The sequence below is a fragment of the Agrobacterium sp. P15N1-A genome (assembly GCF_044626815.1).
Classification (GTDB): Bacteria; Pseudomonadota; Alphaproteobacteria; order Rhizobiales; family Rhizobiaceae; genus Agrobacterium; species Agrobacterium leguminum.
In genome coordinates, this window is the sequence record NZ_JBIUPF010000001.1 from 1 (window position 1) to 16,244 (window position 16,244).

The 16,244-nt window shown below is 60.2% G+C and carries 12 protein-coding genes; 8 read left to right on the forward strand and 4 right to left on the reverse strand.

Features of this window, described 5'->3' with window-relative positions; all coding sequences use genetic code 11:
- Positions 1–68: 68 nt before the first annotated feature.
- Together ACIK7D_RS00005 and parE are read right to left on the reverse strand one after the other, a co-directional pair.
- Positions 69–548, reverse strand: coding sequence for a hypothetical protein (locus ACIK7D_RS00005; RefSeq protein ID WP_400155338.1), 480 nt, complete (start codon positions 546–548; stop codon positions 69–71).
- Positions 549–1,554: 1,006 nt separating this feature from the next.
- Complete coding sequence (gene parE, locus ACIK7D_RS00010) at positions 1,555–3,669, reverse strand: DNA topoisomerase IV subunit B (RefSeq protein ID WP_400155339.1); 2,115 nt, start codon at positions 3,667–3,669, stop codon at positions 1,555–1,557.
- A 225-nt stretch (positions 3,670–3,894) separates the two neighbouring features.
- Here parE and ACIK7D_RS00015 point away from each other — a divergent pair, with 225 nt between their 5' ends.
- The 4 genes from ACIK7D_RS00015 to ACIK7D_RS00030 all read left to right on the forward strand — a co-directional run bounded on the left by ACIK7D_RS00015 (position 3,895) and on the right by ACIK7D_RS00030 (position 8,128).
- The gene (locus tag ACIK7D_RS00015) at positions 3,895–4,776 is read left to right on the forward strand and encodes an alpha/beta hydrolase (RefSeq protein WP_400155340.1); all 882 of its coding nucleotides are present in this window, start codon (positions 3,895–3,897) and stop codon (positions 4,774–4,776) included.
- Between the two features lie 212 nt (positions 4,777–4,988).
- The gene (tpiA, locus tag ACIK7D_RS00020; protein WP_400155341.1) at positions 4,989–5,759 is read left to right on the forward strand and encodes a triose-phosphate isomerase; all 771 of its coding nucleotides are present in this window, start codon (positions 4,989–4,991) and stop codon (positions 5,757–5,759) included.
- Positions 5,760–5,875: 116 nt separating this feature from the next.
- Positions 5,876–6,340, forward strand: coding sequence for a preprotein translocase subunit SecG (gene secG, locus ACIK7D_RS00025; RefSeq protein WP_059760449.1), 465 nt, complete (start codon positions 5,876–5,878; stop codon positions 6,338–6,340).
- A gap of 159 nt (positions 6,341–6,499) precedes the next feature.
- Positions 6,500–8,128, forward strand: coding sequence for a CTP synthase (locus ACIK7D_RS00030; protein WP_003524803.1), 1,629 nt, complete (start codon positions 6,500–6,502; stop codon positions 8,126–8,128).
- A gap of 300 nt (positions 8,129–8,428) precedes the next feature.
- Here ACIK7D_RS00030 and fumC read toward each other — a convergent pair whose 3' ends face one another.
- Entirely contained in the window at positions 8,429–9,820 is a 1,392-nt protein-coding gene (gene fumC / locus ACIK7D_RS00035) for a class II fumarate hydratase (RefSeq protein ID WP_080818713.1), read from the reverse strand.
- 502 nt (positions 9,821–10,322) lie between these two features.
- On the opposite strand from fumC, the gene ACIK7D_RS00040 reads away from it, so the two are divergent.
- Entirely contained in the window at positions 10,323–12,182 is a 1,860-nt protein-coding gene (locus ACIK7D_RS00040; RefSeq protein WP_400155994.1) for a murein L,D-transpeptidase, read from the forward strand.
- Between the two features lie 312 nt (positions 12,183–12,494).
- On the opposite strand, the gene ACIK7D_RS00045 is transcribed toward ACIK7D_RS00040, so the two are convergent.
- The gene (locus ACIK7D_RS00045) at positions 12,495–13,196 is read right to left on the reverse strand and encodes an HAD family hydrolase (protein ID WP_400155342.1); all 702 of its coding nucleotides are present in this window, start codon (positions 13,194–13,196) and stop codon (positions 12,495–12,497) included.
- A 190-nt stretch (positions 13,197–13,386) separates the two neighbouring features.
- Here ACIK7D_RS00045 and rpiA point away from each other — a divergent pair, with 190 nt between their 5' ends.
- From rpiA to gor, 3 genes are all read left to right on the forward strand, one after another.
- Complete coding sequence (rpiA, locus tag ACIK7D_RS00050; RefSeq protein WP_080816941.1) at positions 13,387–14,082, forward strand: ribose-5-phosphate isomerase RpiA; 696 nt, start codon at positions 13,387–13,389, stop codon at positions 14,080–14,082.
- A gap of 16 nt (positions 14,083–14,098) precedes the next feature.
- On the forward strand, positions 14,099–14,668 hold the full coding sequence (locus ACIK7D_RS00055; protein WP_400155343.1) for a DUF2059 domain-containing protein: 570 nt from the start codon (positions 14,099–14,101) through the stop codon (positions 14,666–14,668).
- 147 nt (positions 14,669–14,815) lie between these two features.
- On the forward strand, positions 14,816–16,204 hold the full coding sequence (gor, locus tag ACIK7D_RS00060) for a glutathione-disulfide reductase (RefSeq protein WP_400155344.1): 1,389 nt from the start codon (positions 14,816–14,818) through the stop codon (positions 16,202–16,204).
- The last annotated feature ends 40 nt before the right edge of the window (positions 16,205–16,244 follow it).

Here is a 16,244-nt window from a genome sequence, read left to right on the forward strand (position 1 = left end):
GCTGCAGCAGCACAGAAGAGAGGAGAAAAGGCCAATCCCTTGACCAAAGCCTGATCACAAAACCATACTCAGAGGTGGCTCACTTCTCGGTGGAAAAACCGGCTCAGTTCTGCGCGGAAACCAACATTCTGGCAGGACAATGCAAAGGGTCTTGTCACATCTTCAACAGCTTCGCTGCCAATGAGTTCGTGTCCACCTTCGATGCGGATCGTGTCCACGGGAAAACATGATGAAGCGCCGGACGCCGCGCTATCAGATGCGGAACCCGCAAATGTCTGGATAGTCAGGGCAGGCTCATGCGATGCAGCAACATCTGGATCTGCCTGACCTGCGTTTGCCTCTGCCGGCCGCCGCCCTTTGAAATCATCCCATGACAATGCCGCTTGTGGAGCAAAGCAAAGAGCTGCGCAGAGAACGACGACCGAGTTTCGCAACGCGGGTGAGGTCGGTGCGATACCACCGATCACCTTCCTGTCGAAATCACCTGATGTAGATGATTTGGTAGCTGCCGGAACGACAAATCGCGCTCTGGCCAGATATCTGGTCATCAATAAACTTCAACCCCATGTTGCCCAATTCGACGCATTAATCAATAGAGGGTATTTTGCAAGACAACTCTGGCGCGCTTATCAAAAGAATGGGAATTGAGTTACCAATTTGCATCAGTTATGCGTTGGATTTCGTTGAGATCGAAGCTCGCACGGTGCTGGCCAGAGTGGATTCAAGGGGCGATACTTCACGTCAGAATTATAGTAAGTGTTTGCCATCGCTGATTTTATTTTGCCGGCCGAAGTTAAGCAGGCAGCCGGCTGCAAGCAGTTGAATTGGTCGCAGGATAAGATGCAAAAAGTTATATGTGATTGTTTGTGATCTGCCCTGAATGCCGGCATGGGCACCAGACGCAGCGAATCCGGGACAGATTTTTTGATTTTCCCGGCCAGTAAGGGCGAAGATGAACGACCTTTGCGTGTGTTTTCCATGGGGGCGATCGGGGAGGGCCCGCGGGCTTGCAGGCCTGACCCTATTTTCGCTGAAGCCGGAAAGAGCCAGGCGCTCGGGGCCAGAAATCCACCTTTCCAGCCGGAGATCGGGTAGTTTCCCCCTGCCAAACAGGTAACTCCCTTAATCCGAAACAGCCACCGTCTCCCGAAAACCTGCAGGGAGACTCGTATGTCCATTCAAGACAACCCGAACATCATCAGAATCACCGGAGCGGTGAAGGAATATAACGGCAAGCCAGGGCTGTCTGGTGGAGGGGTGTGCTAGGGCCGGGGCGGCCCGCCCGGAAACCTTCGGAGTCAGACACTGATCAACTTGGCCGTACCACTAATAATCGGGATAAGACTCGGGCGAAAAATCAAGCTTACTAGCGCATCCCGCGATCCCCCTAGTCGAATGCTTGCCATCGCTGGCAGCAGAAGACCTCGGTTCGTCTTTCAATAAATCCCATGCATTCGAAAGTGCTTGAGACTGTGTCTTGAGCAGTTGGCCAGTTTTGGCTTCAAAAATGGCCAGTTTCAGCGGTTTTCGGCCAGGATCAGGTGGGATTTCTCATCAGATATCCAGATTATCCGCAAACGCCGCCCGTTCCTGAATGAAACGGAAGCGGGCATCGGCCTTGGTGCCCATCAGATTGTCGACGGCCTCGCGGGTGCCCTCGAAATCCACATCGTCGATCTCGACGCGCAGCAGGGTGCGCTTTTCGGGATCCATGGTGGTTTCCTTCAGCTGCTGGGCCATCATTTCGCCGAGGCCTTTGAAGCGGCCGATTTCGACCTTCTTGCCCTTGAAGACGGTTTCCATCAGCTCGGCACGGTGGGCGTCGTCGCGGGCATAGGCGCTCTTGGCACCCTGACGGATGACATAAAGCGGCGGCACGGCCAGATAGAGATGGTTGCCGCGAATGAGTTCCGGCATTTCCTGATAGAAGAAGGTGATGAGCAGCGAGGCGATATGCGCGCCGTCGACATCGGCATCGGTCATGATGATGATGCGCTCATACCGCAGATCCTCTTCGCGGTACTTGGTGCGCGTGCCGCAGCCAAGCGCCTGAATGAGATCGGCGATCTGCTGGTTGGCGGAGAGTTTTTCGCGGCTGGCGCTGCCGACGTTGAGGATTTTACCACGCAGCGGCAGGATGGCCTGATTGGCGCGGTTGCGCGCCTGCTTGGCCGAGCCGCCGGCCGAGTCGCCCTCGACGATGAAAAGCTCAGCGCCTTCTGCGGTGTTCTGGGCGCAATCCGCGAGCTTGCCGGGCAGGCGCAGCTTGCGCACGGCGGTTTTGCGGTTGACTTCCTTTTCCTTGCGGCGGCGCAGGCGCTCTTCGGCGCGCTCGATCACCCAGTCGAGCAGCTTGGCCGCTTCGCCCGGATTGCCGGCGAGGTAATGGTCGAAGGGATCGCGCAGCGCGTTTTCGACGATGCGCTGGGCCTCGACGGTTGCCAGCTTGTCCTTGGTCTGGCCGACGAATTCCGGTTCGCGGATGAAGACGGAGAGCATGCCGGCCGCCGAAATCATCACGTCATCGGTGGTGATGTCCTTGGCGCGCTTGTTTTGCGTCAGCTCGGCATAGTTCTTCAGGCCCTTGGTGAGCGCGATGCGGAAACCGGCCTCATGCGTGCCGCCTTCGGGTGTCGGAATGGTGTTGCAATAGGAATGGATCTGCGTGTCGCCGCCATACCAGGTGACAGCCCATTCCAGCGCGCCGTGGCCGCCGGTCTTTTCCGTGCGGCCGGAGAAAATCTCGCGGGTGACGGTGAATTCCTTGCCAAGCGTGGCGGCAAGATAATCCTTTAGGCCGCCGGGGAAATGGAACACGGCCTTTTCGGGGATTTCGCCGCCGGCCGGCACCATGCCGGGATCGCAGCTCCAGCGGATTTCGACACCGCCGAAGAGATAGGCCTTGGAGCGGGCCATGCGGAAGATGCGGGCCGGTTCGAACTTCGCGTGGTCGCCGAAGATCTGCGGATCGGGATGGAAACGCACGCGGGTGCCGCGGCGATTGTGCACGTCGCCAAGCTCTTCCAGCGGACCGATGGGCAGGCCGCGCGAGAAACGCTGGCGGTAAAGCTTGCGGTTACGGGCCACTTCCACTTCGAGAAGATCGGAGAGCGCATTGACCACGGAAACACCGACGCCGTGCAGGCCGCCCGATGTCTCATAGGCCTTGCCGTCGAACTTGCCGCCGGCATGCAGCTTGGTCATGATGACTTCGAGCGTGGATTTTCCCGGAACCTGCGGGTGGTTTTCCACCGGAATGCCGCGGCCATTGTCGGTGACCGTCAGGAAACCTTCGGCGTCGAGATGGACCTCGATGAAATTGGCGTGGCCGGCGACGGCCTCGTCCATGGAGTTGTCGATGACTTCGGCGAAGAGATGGTGTAGCGCCTTCTCATCGGTGCCGCCAATATACATGCCGGGACGCATGCGCACCGGCTCCAGTCCTTCGAGCACGCGGATCGAGGACGCGCCGTAGTCGTCACCGGATGGTGATACGGGGGCGGGCGGCGTGACGGCCGCAACGGCTGCGGGTTTCGGCTGCACATTCGCGTTGGCGGGCACGTTGGCGGCCGCGGTCACCGGCGTCTTTGCGGTGTCCTCGTTCGTTTCCGTATCGCTGTTTCGTGCTGCCGGAAGACCGGAGAAGAGATCGTTGCTGTCGTCCATCATGTCCAAAGTTCAAAAGCGTGTGTCAGAATTTCGCCATGCGAATCATTATGCCAGTAGCGTCAATCATAACGCCAAACGCGGTTCCCGTCCGATTTGAAGTGGATCCGTCTGGCAAACGCGGCGCATCCTATGCCACGATTGTGTCAGGGTTTCGCAACAGGAGGATTGCGCTGGCGAGGTTGCAATGGCAAGTCTCGCGGCCACGAATGAACGGTTAGCCAAGGCATGTCCACAGCTCATTTCACGTTTTGTACTCTTTTCAGCCTGACTGTTGCGGCCATGCCGGTTGCAGCCTTCGCCTCCGACGGGCCGTTGCGTCCCTTCAAGGACGAGCTGTTTTCCGCCCAGACGGTGCTTTCCAGCAGCGATGGCGGCGCTTCCGAGGTGATCGACTATCAGGAGATGCGCGATATCAACGGCCGCGACGAGGTGCCCGAGCGGCGGGTGAAACGGCAATATGTCGATATGACGCCGAAGAAGGCGCAGGCGCTGGAGACCGTTTCCGTTGAGGGCAGGGCGCTTGAGGTCGGCCGCGTCGGGCCGGCGAGCGGGCAGGCCTTCACGATCATCTTCATCCACGGGCGCGGCGGCGACCGGCGGCTCGGCATGAACGACTATACGTTCGGCGGCAATTTCAACCGGCTGAAAAATCTGGCCGTCGCCAATGGCGGCGCCTATTATGCGCCGAGCGTGAGCTCCTTCGATGAGAACGGCGTCGCCGATATCGCGGCGCTGATTGCCGATGCGGCCAAAAAATCGGGCGGCAAGCCTGTCGTGCTGACTTGCGCTTCGATGGGCAGTTTCATCTGCTACGGCATCAGCCGCGACAAGGCTGCCGTCACCAATCTCAAGGGCATGGCGATCCTCGGCGGTGCGGTCGATCCGGATTTTCCGAAAAGCGCCTTTGCCAGGGCGAAGAAACCGGTCTGGTTCACCCATGGCAGCGCCGACAAGGTCTATTCGGCCGATCAGCAGGCAAGCATCTTCCGCTCCTTGCTGAAGGCCGGCGAGCCGGCGCGGTTCACGCGGTATGAGACCGGCAGCCACGGCACACCTGTGCGCATGACCGACTGGCGGGCGGTTTTGAACTGGATTTTGAGCCGCTGAGGCCTCGATTTGGGTCAGCAACGGCAAATTTTTAGAAATTGCCCGTCGTTTTGAACCTTCCGGCCGCTTTTTTGTACCATTTATTGCCGGGGCCGGTTAAAGGAATATCCCGGGATTTCCGGCAGTGTTTCTGTCGCGATTATGGGCCGTGATACGGCTGAGGGAAGGGGCGCCGCCACAGGCGGCCTCAAGACAAAGGGAATGGGATACGCATGACGCCGAATGTTCGACCGCTTGTTGCCGGAAACTGGAAGATGAACGGCACCCGTGCCTCGCTCGATCAGATCAAGGCCATGGCAGAAGGCGTCAAGGGCGCGCTGTCCGAGAAGGTGGATGCGCTGATCTGCCCACCCTCGACGCTGCTTTATGTAGCAACGGCGCTGTGCGACGACAGCCCGCTGATGATCGGCGGACAGGATTGCCATCAGAATGCATCTGGCGCACATACCGGCGATATTTCCGCCGAGATGATCGCCGACTGCTTCGGCACCCATGTCATCGTCGGCCATTCCGAGCGCCGCACCGACCATGCAGAGACGGATCATCTGGTGCGCGCCAAAGCCGCGGCCGCCCATCAGGCCGATCTCATCGCCATCGTCTGCATTGGCGAGACCGCAGATGAGCGCAAGGCGGGCCAGACTCTCGATATCCTCAAGCGCCAGCTTGCCGGCTCCCTGCCGGATGAAGCGACGGCTGAAAACACCGTCATCGCCTATGAGCCTGTCTGGGCAATCGGCACGGGTCTGACACCCACCGTGGACGATGTGCGCGAGGCCCACGCCTTCATGCGCGACGAACTCGTCAAGCGCTTCGGTGAGGCCGGCAAGACCATGCGCATCCTCTATGGCGGCTCGGTAAAGCCCGCCAATGCACTGGAACTGATGGGCGTCGAGAACGTGGATGGCGCGCTGATCGGCGGCGCGAGCTTGAAAGCCGCAGACTTCCTGTCCATCTATGCGGCATACGAGCAACTGACGGCCTGAGACAGGTTTTCCTGTTACAGATGGCGGGAAAGGGGCTTGGAATAAGCCTTCGCCTCATGTAAAGAGCCGCGAAACCTTCTTTGTAGTGCTCCGCGCGGGGCATGGAATGGATTGTCATGCAGACCGTTTTGATTGTTATTCACCTCATGATCGTGCTGGCGCTTGTCGGCGTGGTCCTGATCCAGCGTTCCGAAGGCGGCGGCCTCGGTATCGGCGGCGGTTCGGGCTTCATGTCCGCGCGCGGAACGGCCAATGCGCTGACGCGCACCACGGCGATCCTTGCCGCGCTGTTCTTCGCGACCTCGCTCGGCCTCGGTCTTCTGACGCGCTACGAATCGCGCCCGACCGATATTCTTAACCGTATTCCGGCCACGCAGGGCCAGGGTAACGGCATTCTCGATACGCTCGGCCCGGCGACGACGCCTTCGACGCCCGCTCCGGCTCCGGCTGAAAATGGCGTTCCGACCAATAATGGTGCAGCCGCTCCGGCGCAGACCACTCCGGCTCCGGCCGCTTCCGGCACGGCCGCTCCGGCACCGGCGCAGCCCGCCGATCCGAACGCAGTTCCGACCGGTCAATAAGCCCGGTTTTGATTTAACGCTCCGGCAGGCCAAAAGCCTGCCGGTTTTCTTTTGTTCGTATTCCGGCCTGACCCATCGCAAATTCGTCAACAGCGAATTTTCGAAAGCATGAATTTTGGGCTGGCGGAATCAGAGGTAAAAAGGTATCCGGTGAATCCCATGGCGCGATATGTATTCATCACAGGCGGCGTGGTCTCCTCTCTAGGCAAGGGCATCGCTGCGGCAGCACTCGGAGCTTTGTTGCAATCCCGTGGTTATCGGGTGCGGCTTCGTAAACTCGACCCCTATCTGAACGTCGATCCCGGCACCATGAGCCCGACACAGCACGGCGAAGTGTTCGTGACGGATGACGGTGCCGAGACGGACCTCGACCTTGGCCACTATGAACGCTTTACCGGGCGTTCGGCCACCAAGACCGACAACATCACCACCGGTCGCATCTACAAGAACATCATCGACAAGGAACGGCGCGGCGATTATCTCGGCGCAACGGTTCAGGTCATTCCGCATGTCACCAACGAGATCAAGGATTTCGTGATCGAAGGCAATGACGATTACGATTTCGTCATCTGCGAGATCGGCGGCACGGTGGGTGACATCGAAGCGATGCCGTTCATGGAAGCGATCCGTCAGCTCGGCAACGACCTGCCGCGCGGCACGGCGATCTATCTTCACCTGACGCTGATGCCCTATATTCCGGCAGCCGGCGAGCTGAAGACCAAGCCGACCCAGCATTCCGTCAAGGAACTGCAGGCGCTCGGCATTCATCCCGACATTCTGCTGGTGCGCGCCGACCGGGAAATCCCGGAAGCGGAACGCCGCAAGCTTTCGCTGTTCTGCAACGTGCGTCCTTCCGCCGTCATCCAGGCGCTGGATGTGGCGAATATCTATGACGTGCCGATCGCCTACCACAAGGAAGGTCTCGATTCGGAAGTGCTGGCCGCTTTCGGCATCGAGCCGGCGCCCAAGCCGCGTCTGGAGCCCTGGGAAGAGGTCTGCAACCGCATCCGCACGCCGGAAGGCGAAGTGACGATTGCTATCGTCGGCAAATATACCGGCCTCAAGGATGCCTATAAGTCGCTGATCGAGGCGCTGCATCACGGTGGCTTCGCCAACCGCGTCAAGGTCAAGCTGGAGTGGATCGAGTCCGAGGTTTTCGAAAAGGAAGACCCGACGCCCTATCTCGAAAAGGTCAACGGCATTCTGGTGCCGGGCGGCTTCGGCGAGCGCGGTTCGGAAGGCAAGATCATGGCGGCGCAGTTCGCGCGTGAGCGCAACGTGCCCTATTTCGGTATCTGCTTCGGCATGCAGATGGCGGTCGTGGAAGCGGCCCGTCATCTCGCCGGCATCGAAAATGCCTCCTCCACCGAATTCGGCCCGACGTCCGAGCCGGTTGTTGGCCTGATGACCGAATGGGTGAAGGGTAACGAGCTGGAGAAGCGCTCCTCCAAGGGTGATCTCGGCGGCACGATGCGTCTTGGCGCCTACAAGGCGGCGCTGAAGAAAGACACCAAGATCGCCGAAATCTATGGCACCACGGATATTTCCGAGCGCCACCGTCACCGCTATGAGGTGAATGTGGACTACAAGGACCGGCTGGAAGAATGCGGCCTGGTGTTCTCGGGCATGTCTCCGGATGGTGTCCTGCCGGAAACGGTGGAATATCCCGACCACCCGTGGTTCATCGGCGTTCAGTATCACCCGGAACTGAAGAGCCGCCCGCTTGATCCGCATCCGCTTTTCGCCAGCTTCGTGGAAGCGGCGGTGGAGCAGAGCCGGCTGGTTTGATGGTTTGAAGGAGATGAAGAGGGCCGCGACAGCGGCCCTTTTTTATTGCGGGAAGTCTAGACATCTCCTCCGTCACCCCGGACTTGATCCGGGGTCCAGTGCGATCAAGTCTTTGATCGCAAAAGACTCTTTTCACGGCGCAGACGCGCCGTGGCTGGATGCCGGATCTAGTCCGGCATGACGGAGAATTCTTCCCCGACTGACCATCCTGAGATTCGTTCTGGATGGGCTTGTCTTTTGTTGAGCAAACAAAAAACGGGCCCGAAGGCCCGTTCCTTGTTTCAAAAAATCCCGACAGGCTTACTTCGGCCCGATCATGTTTTCCGGACGCACATACTGGTCGAATTCCTCGTTGGTGAGGTATCCGCCGCCAACGGCCTCGTCGCGCAGCGTCGTGCCGTTCTTGTGCGCGGTCTTGGCGATCTTGGCGCAGATGTCGTAGCCGAGCTTGCTGTTCAGCGCCGTCACCAGCATCAGCGAGTTCTCGACGCCCTTTTTGATGTTGTCTTCGCGGGCCTCGATGCCGACGACGCAATTGTCGGTGAAGGAGACGGCCGCATCGCCCAGAAGCTGGACCGACTGCAGGAAGTTGTAGGCCATCATCGGGTTATAGACGTTGAGCTCGAAATGGCCCTGCGAACCGGCGAAGGACAGCGCTGCATTGTTGCCGAAGATGTGGGCGCAGACCTGCGTCAGCGCTTCCGACTGGGTGGGGTTGACCTTGCCCGGCATGATCGACGAGCCGGGCTCATTTTCCGGCAGCGACAATTCGCCGAGGCCGGCGCGCGGGCCGGAGCCGAGGAAGCGGATGTCGTTGGCGATCTTGAACAGCGCAGCAGCAGCCGCATTGATCGCACCATGCGAGAAGACCATGGAATCGTGCGAGGCGAGCGCCTCGAACTTGTTCGGCGCGGTCACGAAGGGCAGGCCGGTGATCTTGGAGATTTCCTCGGCGACCTTTTCGGCAAAGCCAATGGGAGCGTTGAGGCCCGTGCCGACGGCGGTGCCGCCCTGGGCGAGCTTGGAGAGCGCGGGCAGGGTGGTTTCGATATTGGCGATGGCGGAGGCGACCTGCGCGGCGTAGCCGGAGAATTCCTGGCCGAGCGTCAGCGGCGTTGCATCCTGCGTGTGGGTGCGGCCGATCTTGATGATCTTCTCGAACTGCTTGACCTTGGCTTCCAGCGCCTTGTGCAGGTGCTTGAGGGCGGGCAGCAGGTGGTGAACGATCTCTTCCACGCAGGCGATGTGCATCGCCGTCGGGTAGGTGTCGTTCGAGGACTGGCTCATATTGACGTGGTCGTTCGGGTGAACCGGCTTCTTGGTGCCCATTTCGCCGCCGAGCATCTCGATTGCGCGGTTGGAAATCACCTCATTGGCATTCATGTTGGACTGGGTGCCGGAGCCGGTCTGCCAGACGACGAGCGGGAAATGCTCGGTCAGCTTGCCGTCGATGACTTCCTGCGCGGCGGCGATGATGGCGTCGCCGACCTTGGGGTCGAGACCAGCCAGCGCCATGTTGGCGCGGGCTGCGGCCTGCTTGACGATGCCGAGCGCGCGAACGACAGAGGCCGGCTGCTTTTCCCAGCCGATCTTGAAGTTGCCGAGCGAGCGCTGCGCCTGCGCGCCCCAATAGCGATCGGCCTGAACTTCAATGGGTCCAAATGTATCGGTTTCCGTCCGTGTGGCTGTCATCAATCTTGCCTTTTTACTCGTTTTCCTCCGCCAAAACGGCGCCTTCGCCCGCCTTGCGCGGCCGATATATAGAATCATCGCGCCGGCAATGAAAGCGCTGCAATGCAGCGGAGGCAGATATTTCCCGCCGCGCAAAAGCGATTTCGCCGTCTGGCGCGGCGCGGGGTGAAAAAGGCGCCGGCGTGTCATTTTTACTACGACGCGAAATGGCTGGAAAACCGGGCTTTCCGGGGGGCTGGGAAGGTCGGGCGGGGCAGGGCAAAGTGAATGAAATAAATGGAAATTTAACCATTCTCGCCAATTCTGGAAATTACGTTTTTACGGCTTTGGCTGTATCATAAGGTTCATTTCGGCACGGTTGTGGGCTTTTTCGCGTTTTCTTTTCAACGGGCCGTCGATCGGCTAGACAGGCATGAAACTGATGCCCGCCCTTTCGCTGGCGGTGCTGGGTGCTACGAGGATCAAATTGCAAGTCACATCTGGAAAAACATCGGCAGCACTGGTGCTGGCTCTCGGTCTTTCCGTTTCCACCGCTCTTCCCGGCAGCGCCGGTGCGGTAACGCTGATGGACCTCCTGCGCGGCGGCCCTGGCAAGATCGCGCGCGATCGCGGTGAGTTGCCGCCGGCCGGCATCGTTACCTCGCCCCCCGGATCGAGTGCCGGCCAAAGTGCCGATGCTTCCGATCCCGAGCCGCTGCCGCGTGTTTCCGGCCCGCGCTATTACGACTACAAGGCGGATACGGCCCGTGCGGTGAACACGGCGAATTTCGGTGAAGGCCTTGCCAATCTGAAGTTCAGCGCCACCCCCGAGATCGCCAAGGCGCTGGAAGCCTATTACGGCGCCGGCGGCAAGACGCTCTGGGTTTCGCAAGGCGAGCTGACCGCGCGCGCCAATGCTGTCATCGCCTTTCTGGAGACGGTCGGTGAAAGCGGCCTCGATCCGGCCGATTACAGCATTTCGCCACCGGCAAAGGATGTGACGGCCAGCATCAGCAACGCTTCCGGTTCGGCTGCGACCGGTACGCCGGTAGAGACGGCCTCGGCGCCCGTGTCCGATGCCTATCAGCGGGCGCAGATGCAGTTCGAGCTGGCGCTTTCCGCCAAGGTTCTCGCCTATGTGCAGGATACGGCCCGTGGCCGTGTCGATCCGAACCGGCTTTCCGGCTATCATGATTTCAAGCGCAAGACGGTGAACCTCGCACCGGTGCTGAAGCTTGCGGGCCTGAGCCCCGATGTTGCCGCCTATCTACGTAGCCGCGAACCGTCGGGCGCCGAATATCTGGCGCTGAAGGCGGAGCTTGCCCGCCTGCGTGGTGAAGGCGATGCGGCGCATGTCGTCCGCGTTCCCGCCGATCTGGTGCTGAAGCCCGGCAACAGCAGCGCGGATATGGCCAATGTCGTCAAGGCCATCGAACATCGCGCTTCGCCCGCCTTCAAGGCCGAGCATGCGGCGATCATTTCCGCTTACCAGCAGACGCCGGATTATACGCCTGATCTCGTCGATCTGGTGAAGGCGTTCCAGAGCGAAAACGGCCTGAAGCCCGATGGCGTCATCGGCCGCGCCACCGTGCGCGCCATGGTCGGCGAAAGCAATGACGCGAAGATCGCCAAGGTGCAGGTGGCGATGGAGCAGGTCCGCTGGCTGCCAGCCGATCTTGGCCAGCGTTACGTCTTCATCAACCAGCCCGCCTTCATGGCCTATTACCACAATGATGGCGTGGAACAGTTCGGCATGAAGGTCGTCGTCGGCTCCAAGGCCAATCAGACCTATTTCTTCCAGGACGAAATCCAGACCGTCGAGTTCAACCCCTATTGGGGCGTGCCGCAGTCGATCATCGTCAACGAGATGCTGCCGAAGCTGCGCCGCGATCCGTCCTATCTCGACCGGCTGGGTTATGAGGTTCAGGTGGGCGGCCGTGCCGTCTCCTCCACCAGCGTCAACTGGTATGGCTCCACCAACGCCGTTTCTGTGCGCCAGCCGCCGAGCAGCGACAATGCGCTGGGCGACCTGAAAATCCTGTTCCCCAATGCGCATGCCATCTACATGCATGACACGCCTGCCAAGAGCTTCTTCAACCGCGACATGCGGGCGCTGAGCCACGGCTGTATCCGTCTGGTCGATCCGCGCCGCATGGCTGCCGCGGTTCTCGGCACCAGCGTCGATAAGGTGGGTGAGCAGATCGCTTCGGGCAAGAACCGCGCCGTGCAGGTGCCGGAGAAGGTTCCGGTCTACGTGGCCTATTTCACCGCCTGGCCGGACAAGGACGGCAAGGTGCAGTTCTTCGACGATGTGTATGACCGCGACAGCTATGTGCAGAAGGCGTTCGCCGTGACGACGAAGGCGCGGGCCGCGTCGATCTGATCAGGATAGCATCAAGAGAAAAAGCGCCGGAGACGGCGCTTTTTTGTTTGAAGGAAAGGCCTGCCCAATTTGTTTGGTGCTGGAGTCCGCCTGCTACATTTGGCGTCAACGGCAACACCGTACTCCGTCACCCCGGACTTGATCCGGGGTCCAGCGCGATCAAGTCCTTGATCGCAAAAGAGTCTTTTCACGGCGCAGACGCGCCGTGGCTGGATGCCGGATCTCGTCCGGCATGACGGAGGAGAGGTTGTTCAGCTCTCATTGACGTCGGAAACGCCGTTCCCTGGCGCTTTACTTGTCTGGTCCAGCCTCTCAGGCGGCGGCTGCACCCTTCGCAACCAGTTCTTCGAACAGCGCCGGCGTCAATTCACTGAAATCGTCGATCACGACGTCCGGTTCGAGTTCAGCCATCGGCACATCCGAATAACCGAACGTGACGCCAATCGACGGCACGGCGGCGTTCTTTGCCGCGAGAATGTCGTTGATGCTGTCGCCGACCATGATGGAGCGCTGGACGTCGCCGCCGGCTTTTTCGATGGTGCCGAGAATATGGCGGGCGTCCGGCTTGCGGAAGGAGAAGGTGTCGCCACAGGTAATGGCGGCGAAATAGCGTGTCAGATCGAGTTCTTCGAGCAGCGGCAGAGCGAGGATTTCTGTCTTGTTGGTGCAGACGGCAAGCGTGATGCCGGCTTCCGAGAGCGCATCCAACGCGTTGATGATGCCGGGATAGGGGCGGCTTTCGCCGGGCATTTCGGCGCGGTAATGGGCGATGAAGCGCTCATAGAGCGGCTCGATTTCGGCTTCCGGCAGTTCCGTCTCGCGAAGCGCGAAGGCCCGCTTGATCATGACCCGCGCGCCCTGGCCGACGAGGTGGGTCAGGTCGTCATAGGTGACGGGAGCAAGCCCGACTGCGGCAATGGTGTGGTTGAGGCTGGAGACCAGATCGGCGGCGGTATCGACCAGCGTGCCGTCGAGATCGAAAATGGCGAGCGGGGAGAGCGGGCGGGATGTCACGGGAACTGGCCTCTCGGGAATGCGTGTAACTGATGTATCGGTGCTTTCATTCCCGCCAAGCCTAGGCAAACGGGTCTGTCTTTGCAACCGCGTCACAACGTTCTGTTCGTTGGCTTGAAAAAGGCTTTCGTTTGGCTTTCGACCCGTGTAAACAGCACGGCGACGACAAAGCTACCGGAGTTTCAGGCACATGGATGCCCGCCAGATGAAGATCAAGGCCGCCGAGGCCGCATTGTCCCATGTACAGGATGGGATGCGGCTTGGTATCGGCACGGGTTCGACGGCCGAGGAATTCGTCAGGCTTCTGGCCGAAAAGGTCGCCGCCGGTCTGAAAGTCGAGGGCGTGCCGACATCCGAGCGCACCGCGCGTCTCTGCGTCGAGCTTGGCGTTCCGCTGAAATCCCTCGATGAATTGCCGGAACTGGATCTGACCATTGACGGCGCGGATGAGGTCGATCATGCGCTGCGTCTCGTCAAGGGCGGCGGCGGCGCGCTGCTGCGCGAGAAGATCGTTGCGGCGGCATCCGCCCGCGTGATCGTGATTGCCGACCAGAGCAAGGTGGTGGAGACGCTGGGCGCCTTTCCGCTTCCCATCGAAATCAACCCGTTCGGCCAGGTGGCGACGCGTATCGCCATCGAAAAACTGGCGTCGCGTTCCGGGCTTTCCGGCACGCTGACGATGCGTTCTTCCGGCGACGGCGCCTTCATGACGGATGGCGGACACCTTATCCTCGACGCATCTTTTGGCCGTATTCCTGATGCAGAAGCGCTAGCACGCGAGTTGAACACGATTCCCGGTGTCGTCGAGCACGGACTTTTCATAAATTTGGCATCGCTTGCCATTATCGCGGGTCCTGAAGGCGCCCGCGTGATGCAGGCAGTATAACAGGAGCGAGATTTTCATGGTCAAACTAGCGGGACTGGGCAAAGCTGCCGCTGCTTCGATCCTCATTTCCGGCATCGTGTTCGGTACTGCCGCACGCGCTCAGGAAATTTCGGAAGCGCATATCGCTGCCGCACGGCAGGCGATCACCTCTCTTGGCGTTACCGACCGTTTCGACGACATTCTGCCGGGTCTGGCGGAGCGTCTGAAGGCCGAACTCATTCAGGCTTCGCCGAACGTTCAGGACGCGATCACCGAGACTGTTGACGCGAAGGCTCTCGAGCTTGCGCCGCGCCGCGCCGATCTGGAGCGCGAAGCAGCGCTCACCTATGCGCGCGCCTTCACCGTCGAAGAGCTGAACGCCATTTCCACCTTCTACAGCAGCGAAGCCGGCAAGAAGCTCCTGAAGGACGGCCCGATCGCCACGCGCGAACTGATGAAGGCCGCCGACATCTGGGCCGCCGGCATCAACCGCGACCTCAACGCTTCCAGCATGTCGGAACTGCAGAAGGTTGCCGGCGCGGACCTGAAGCCGCTTCCGGCCGATCAGAACGCCACCGGTGGCGCTCCCGTGGCTCCCAAGCCCTGATTGGGTGAACAGACAATTCAGAAATATTCAAAGCCCGGCCGCAAGACCGGGCTTTTCATTTGTGCGTCGCAGCACCTATATGTGGCGTGAATGCACCGCCGCCCGTCCTGAGGCTGATGGCGGCGGTTTTGATCAGGGGTTTTGACTATGACAGCTTATGACTACGATCTTTTCGTCATCGGTGGCGGTTCCGGCGGCGTGCGCAGCGGCCGCGTGGCCGCCTCGCTCGGCAAGCGCGTGGCAATCGCCGAGGAATATCGTTATGGCGGAACCTGCGTCATCCGCGGTTGCGTGCCGAAGAAGCTGTTCGTCTACGCCTCGCAATTCCCTGAGCATTTCGAGGATTCGGAAGGATTCGGCTGGAGCGTCGGCGAGCGCAGCTTCGACTGGAAGAAGCTGATCGCCGCCAAGGACAAGGAAATCACCCGTCTCGAAGGGCTCTACCGCAAGGGTCTGGAAAACGCCAAGGCCGATATTTTCGACAGCCGGGCGGAACTGGTAGACGCCCATACCGTGAAGCTGACGAAAACCGGCAAGACCTTCACGGCCGAGCGTATCGTGATTGCCGTTGGCGGCACGCCGAACGAGCACAAGGCGCTGCCCGGTCATGAGCTGACGATCTCGTCCAACGAGGCTTTCGACCTGGAAGAACTGCCGAAATCGATCCTGATTGCCGGCGGCGGTTATATCGCTGTGGAATTCGCCAATATCTTCCATGGGCTCGGTGTCGAAACGACGCTGATCTATCGCGGCAAGGAAATCCTCTCGCGGTTCGATCACGACATGCGCAAGGGCCTGCATGAAGCGATGGAGGCCAAGGGCATCCGCATCATTCTCGAAGATATCATCGAGGAAGTCAGCAAGGATGGTACCGGTGGCTTCGTGGCCCGCACCAAGCAGGGCGCCTCGCTGCATGTCGGCCTGGTGATGCTGGCGCTTGGCCGGGATCCGAATACGAAGGGTCTGGGGCTCGAAAACGCCGGTGTGAAGCTCGATGCGCGGGGCGCGATCATCGTCGACGATTATTCGCGCACGAATGTGCCGAACATCTTCGCGCTGGGCGACGTCACCGACCGGGTACAGCTGACGCCGGTGGCGATCCACGAGGCCATGTGCTTCATCGAAACCGAATACAAGAACAACCCGACCAAGCCGGATCACGAACTGATCGCAACGGCGGTGTTCTCGCAGCCTGAAATCGGCACCGTCGGTCTTTCGGAAGAGGAGGCCGGCAAGAAATATCCGGAACTGGAAGTCTATCGCGCCCAGTTCCGGCCGATGAAGGCCACGCTTTCCGGCCGTCAGGAAAAGACGATCATGAAGCTGATCGTCAATGCCGCCGACCGCAAGGTCGTGGGCGTGCATATTCTCGGCCATGAGGCAGGGGAGATGGCGCAGCTTCTCGGCATCACGCTGAAAGCCGGCTGCACCAAGGATGATTTCGACCGCACCATGGCGGTTCATCCGACGGCCGCCGAAGAGCTGGTGACGATGTATTCGCCGAGCTATCGCGTCGTGAATGGCGAGCGTGTGTAACGCCGGTACAGGCGTGATATAATCGCCGCCCGCATCAGCC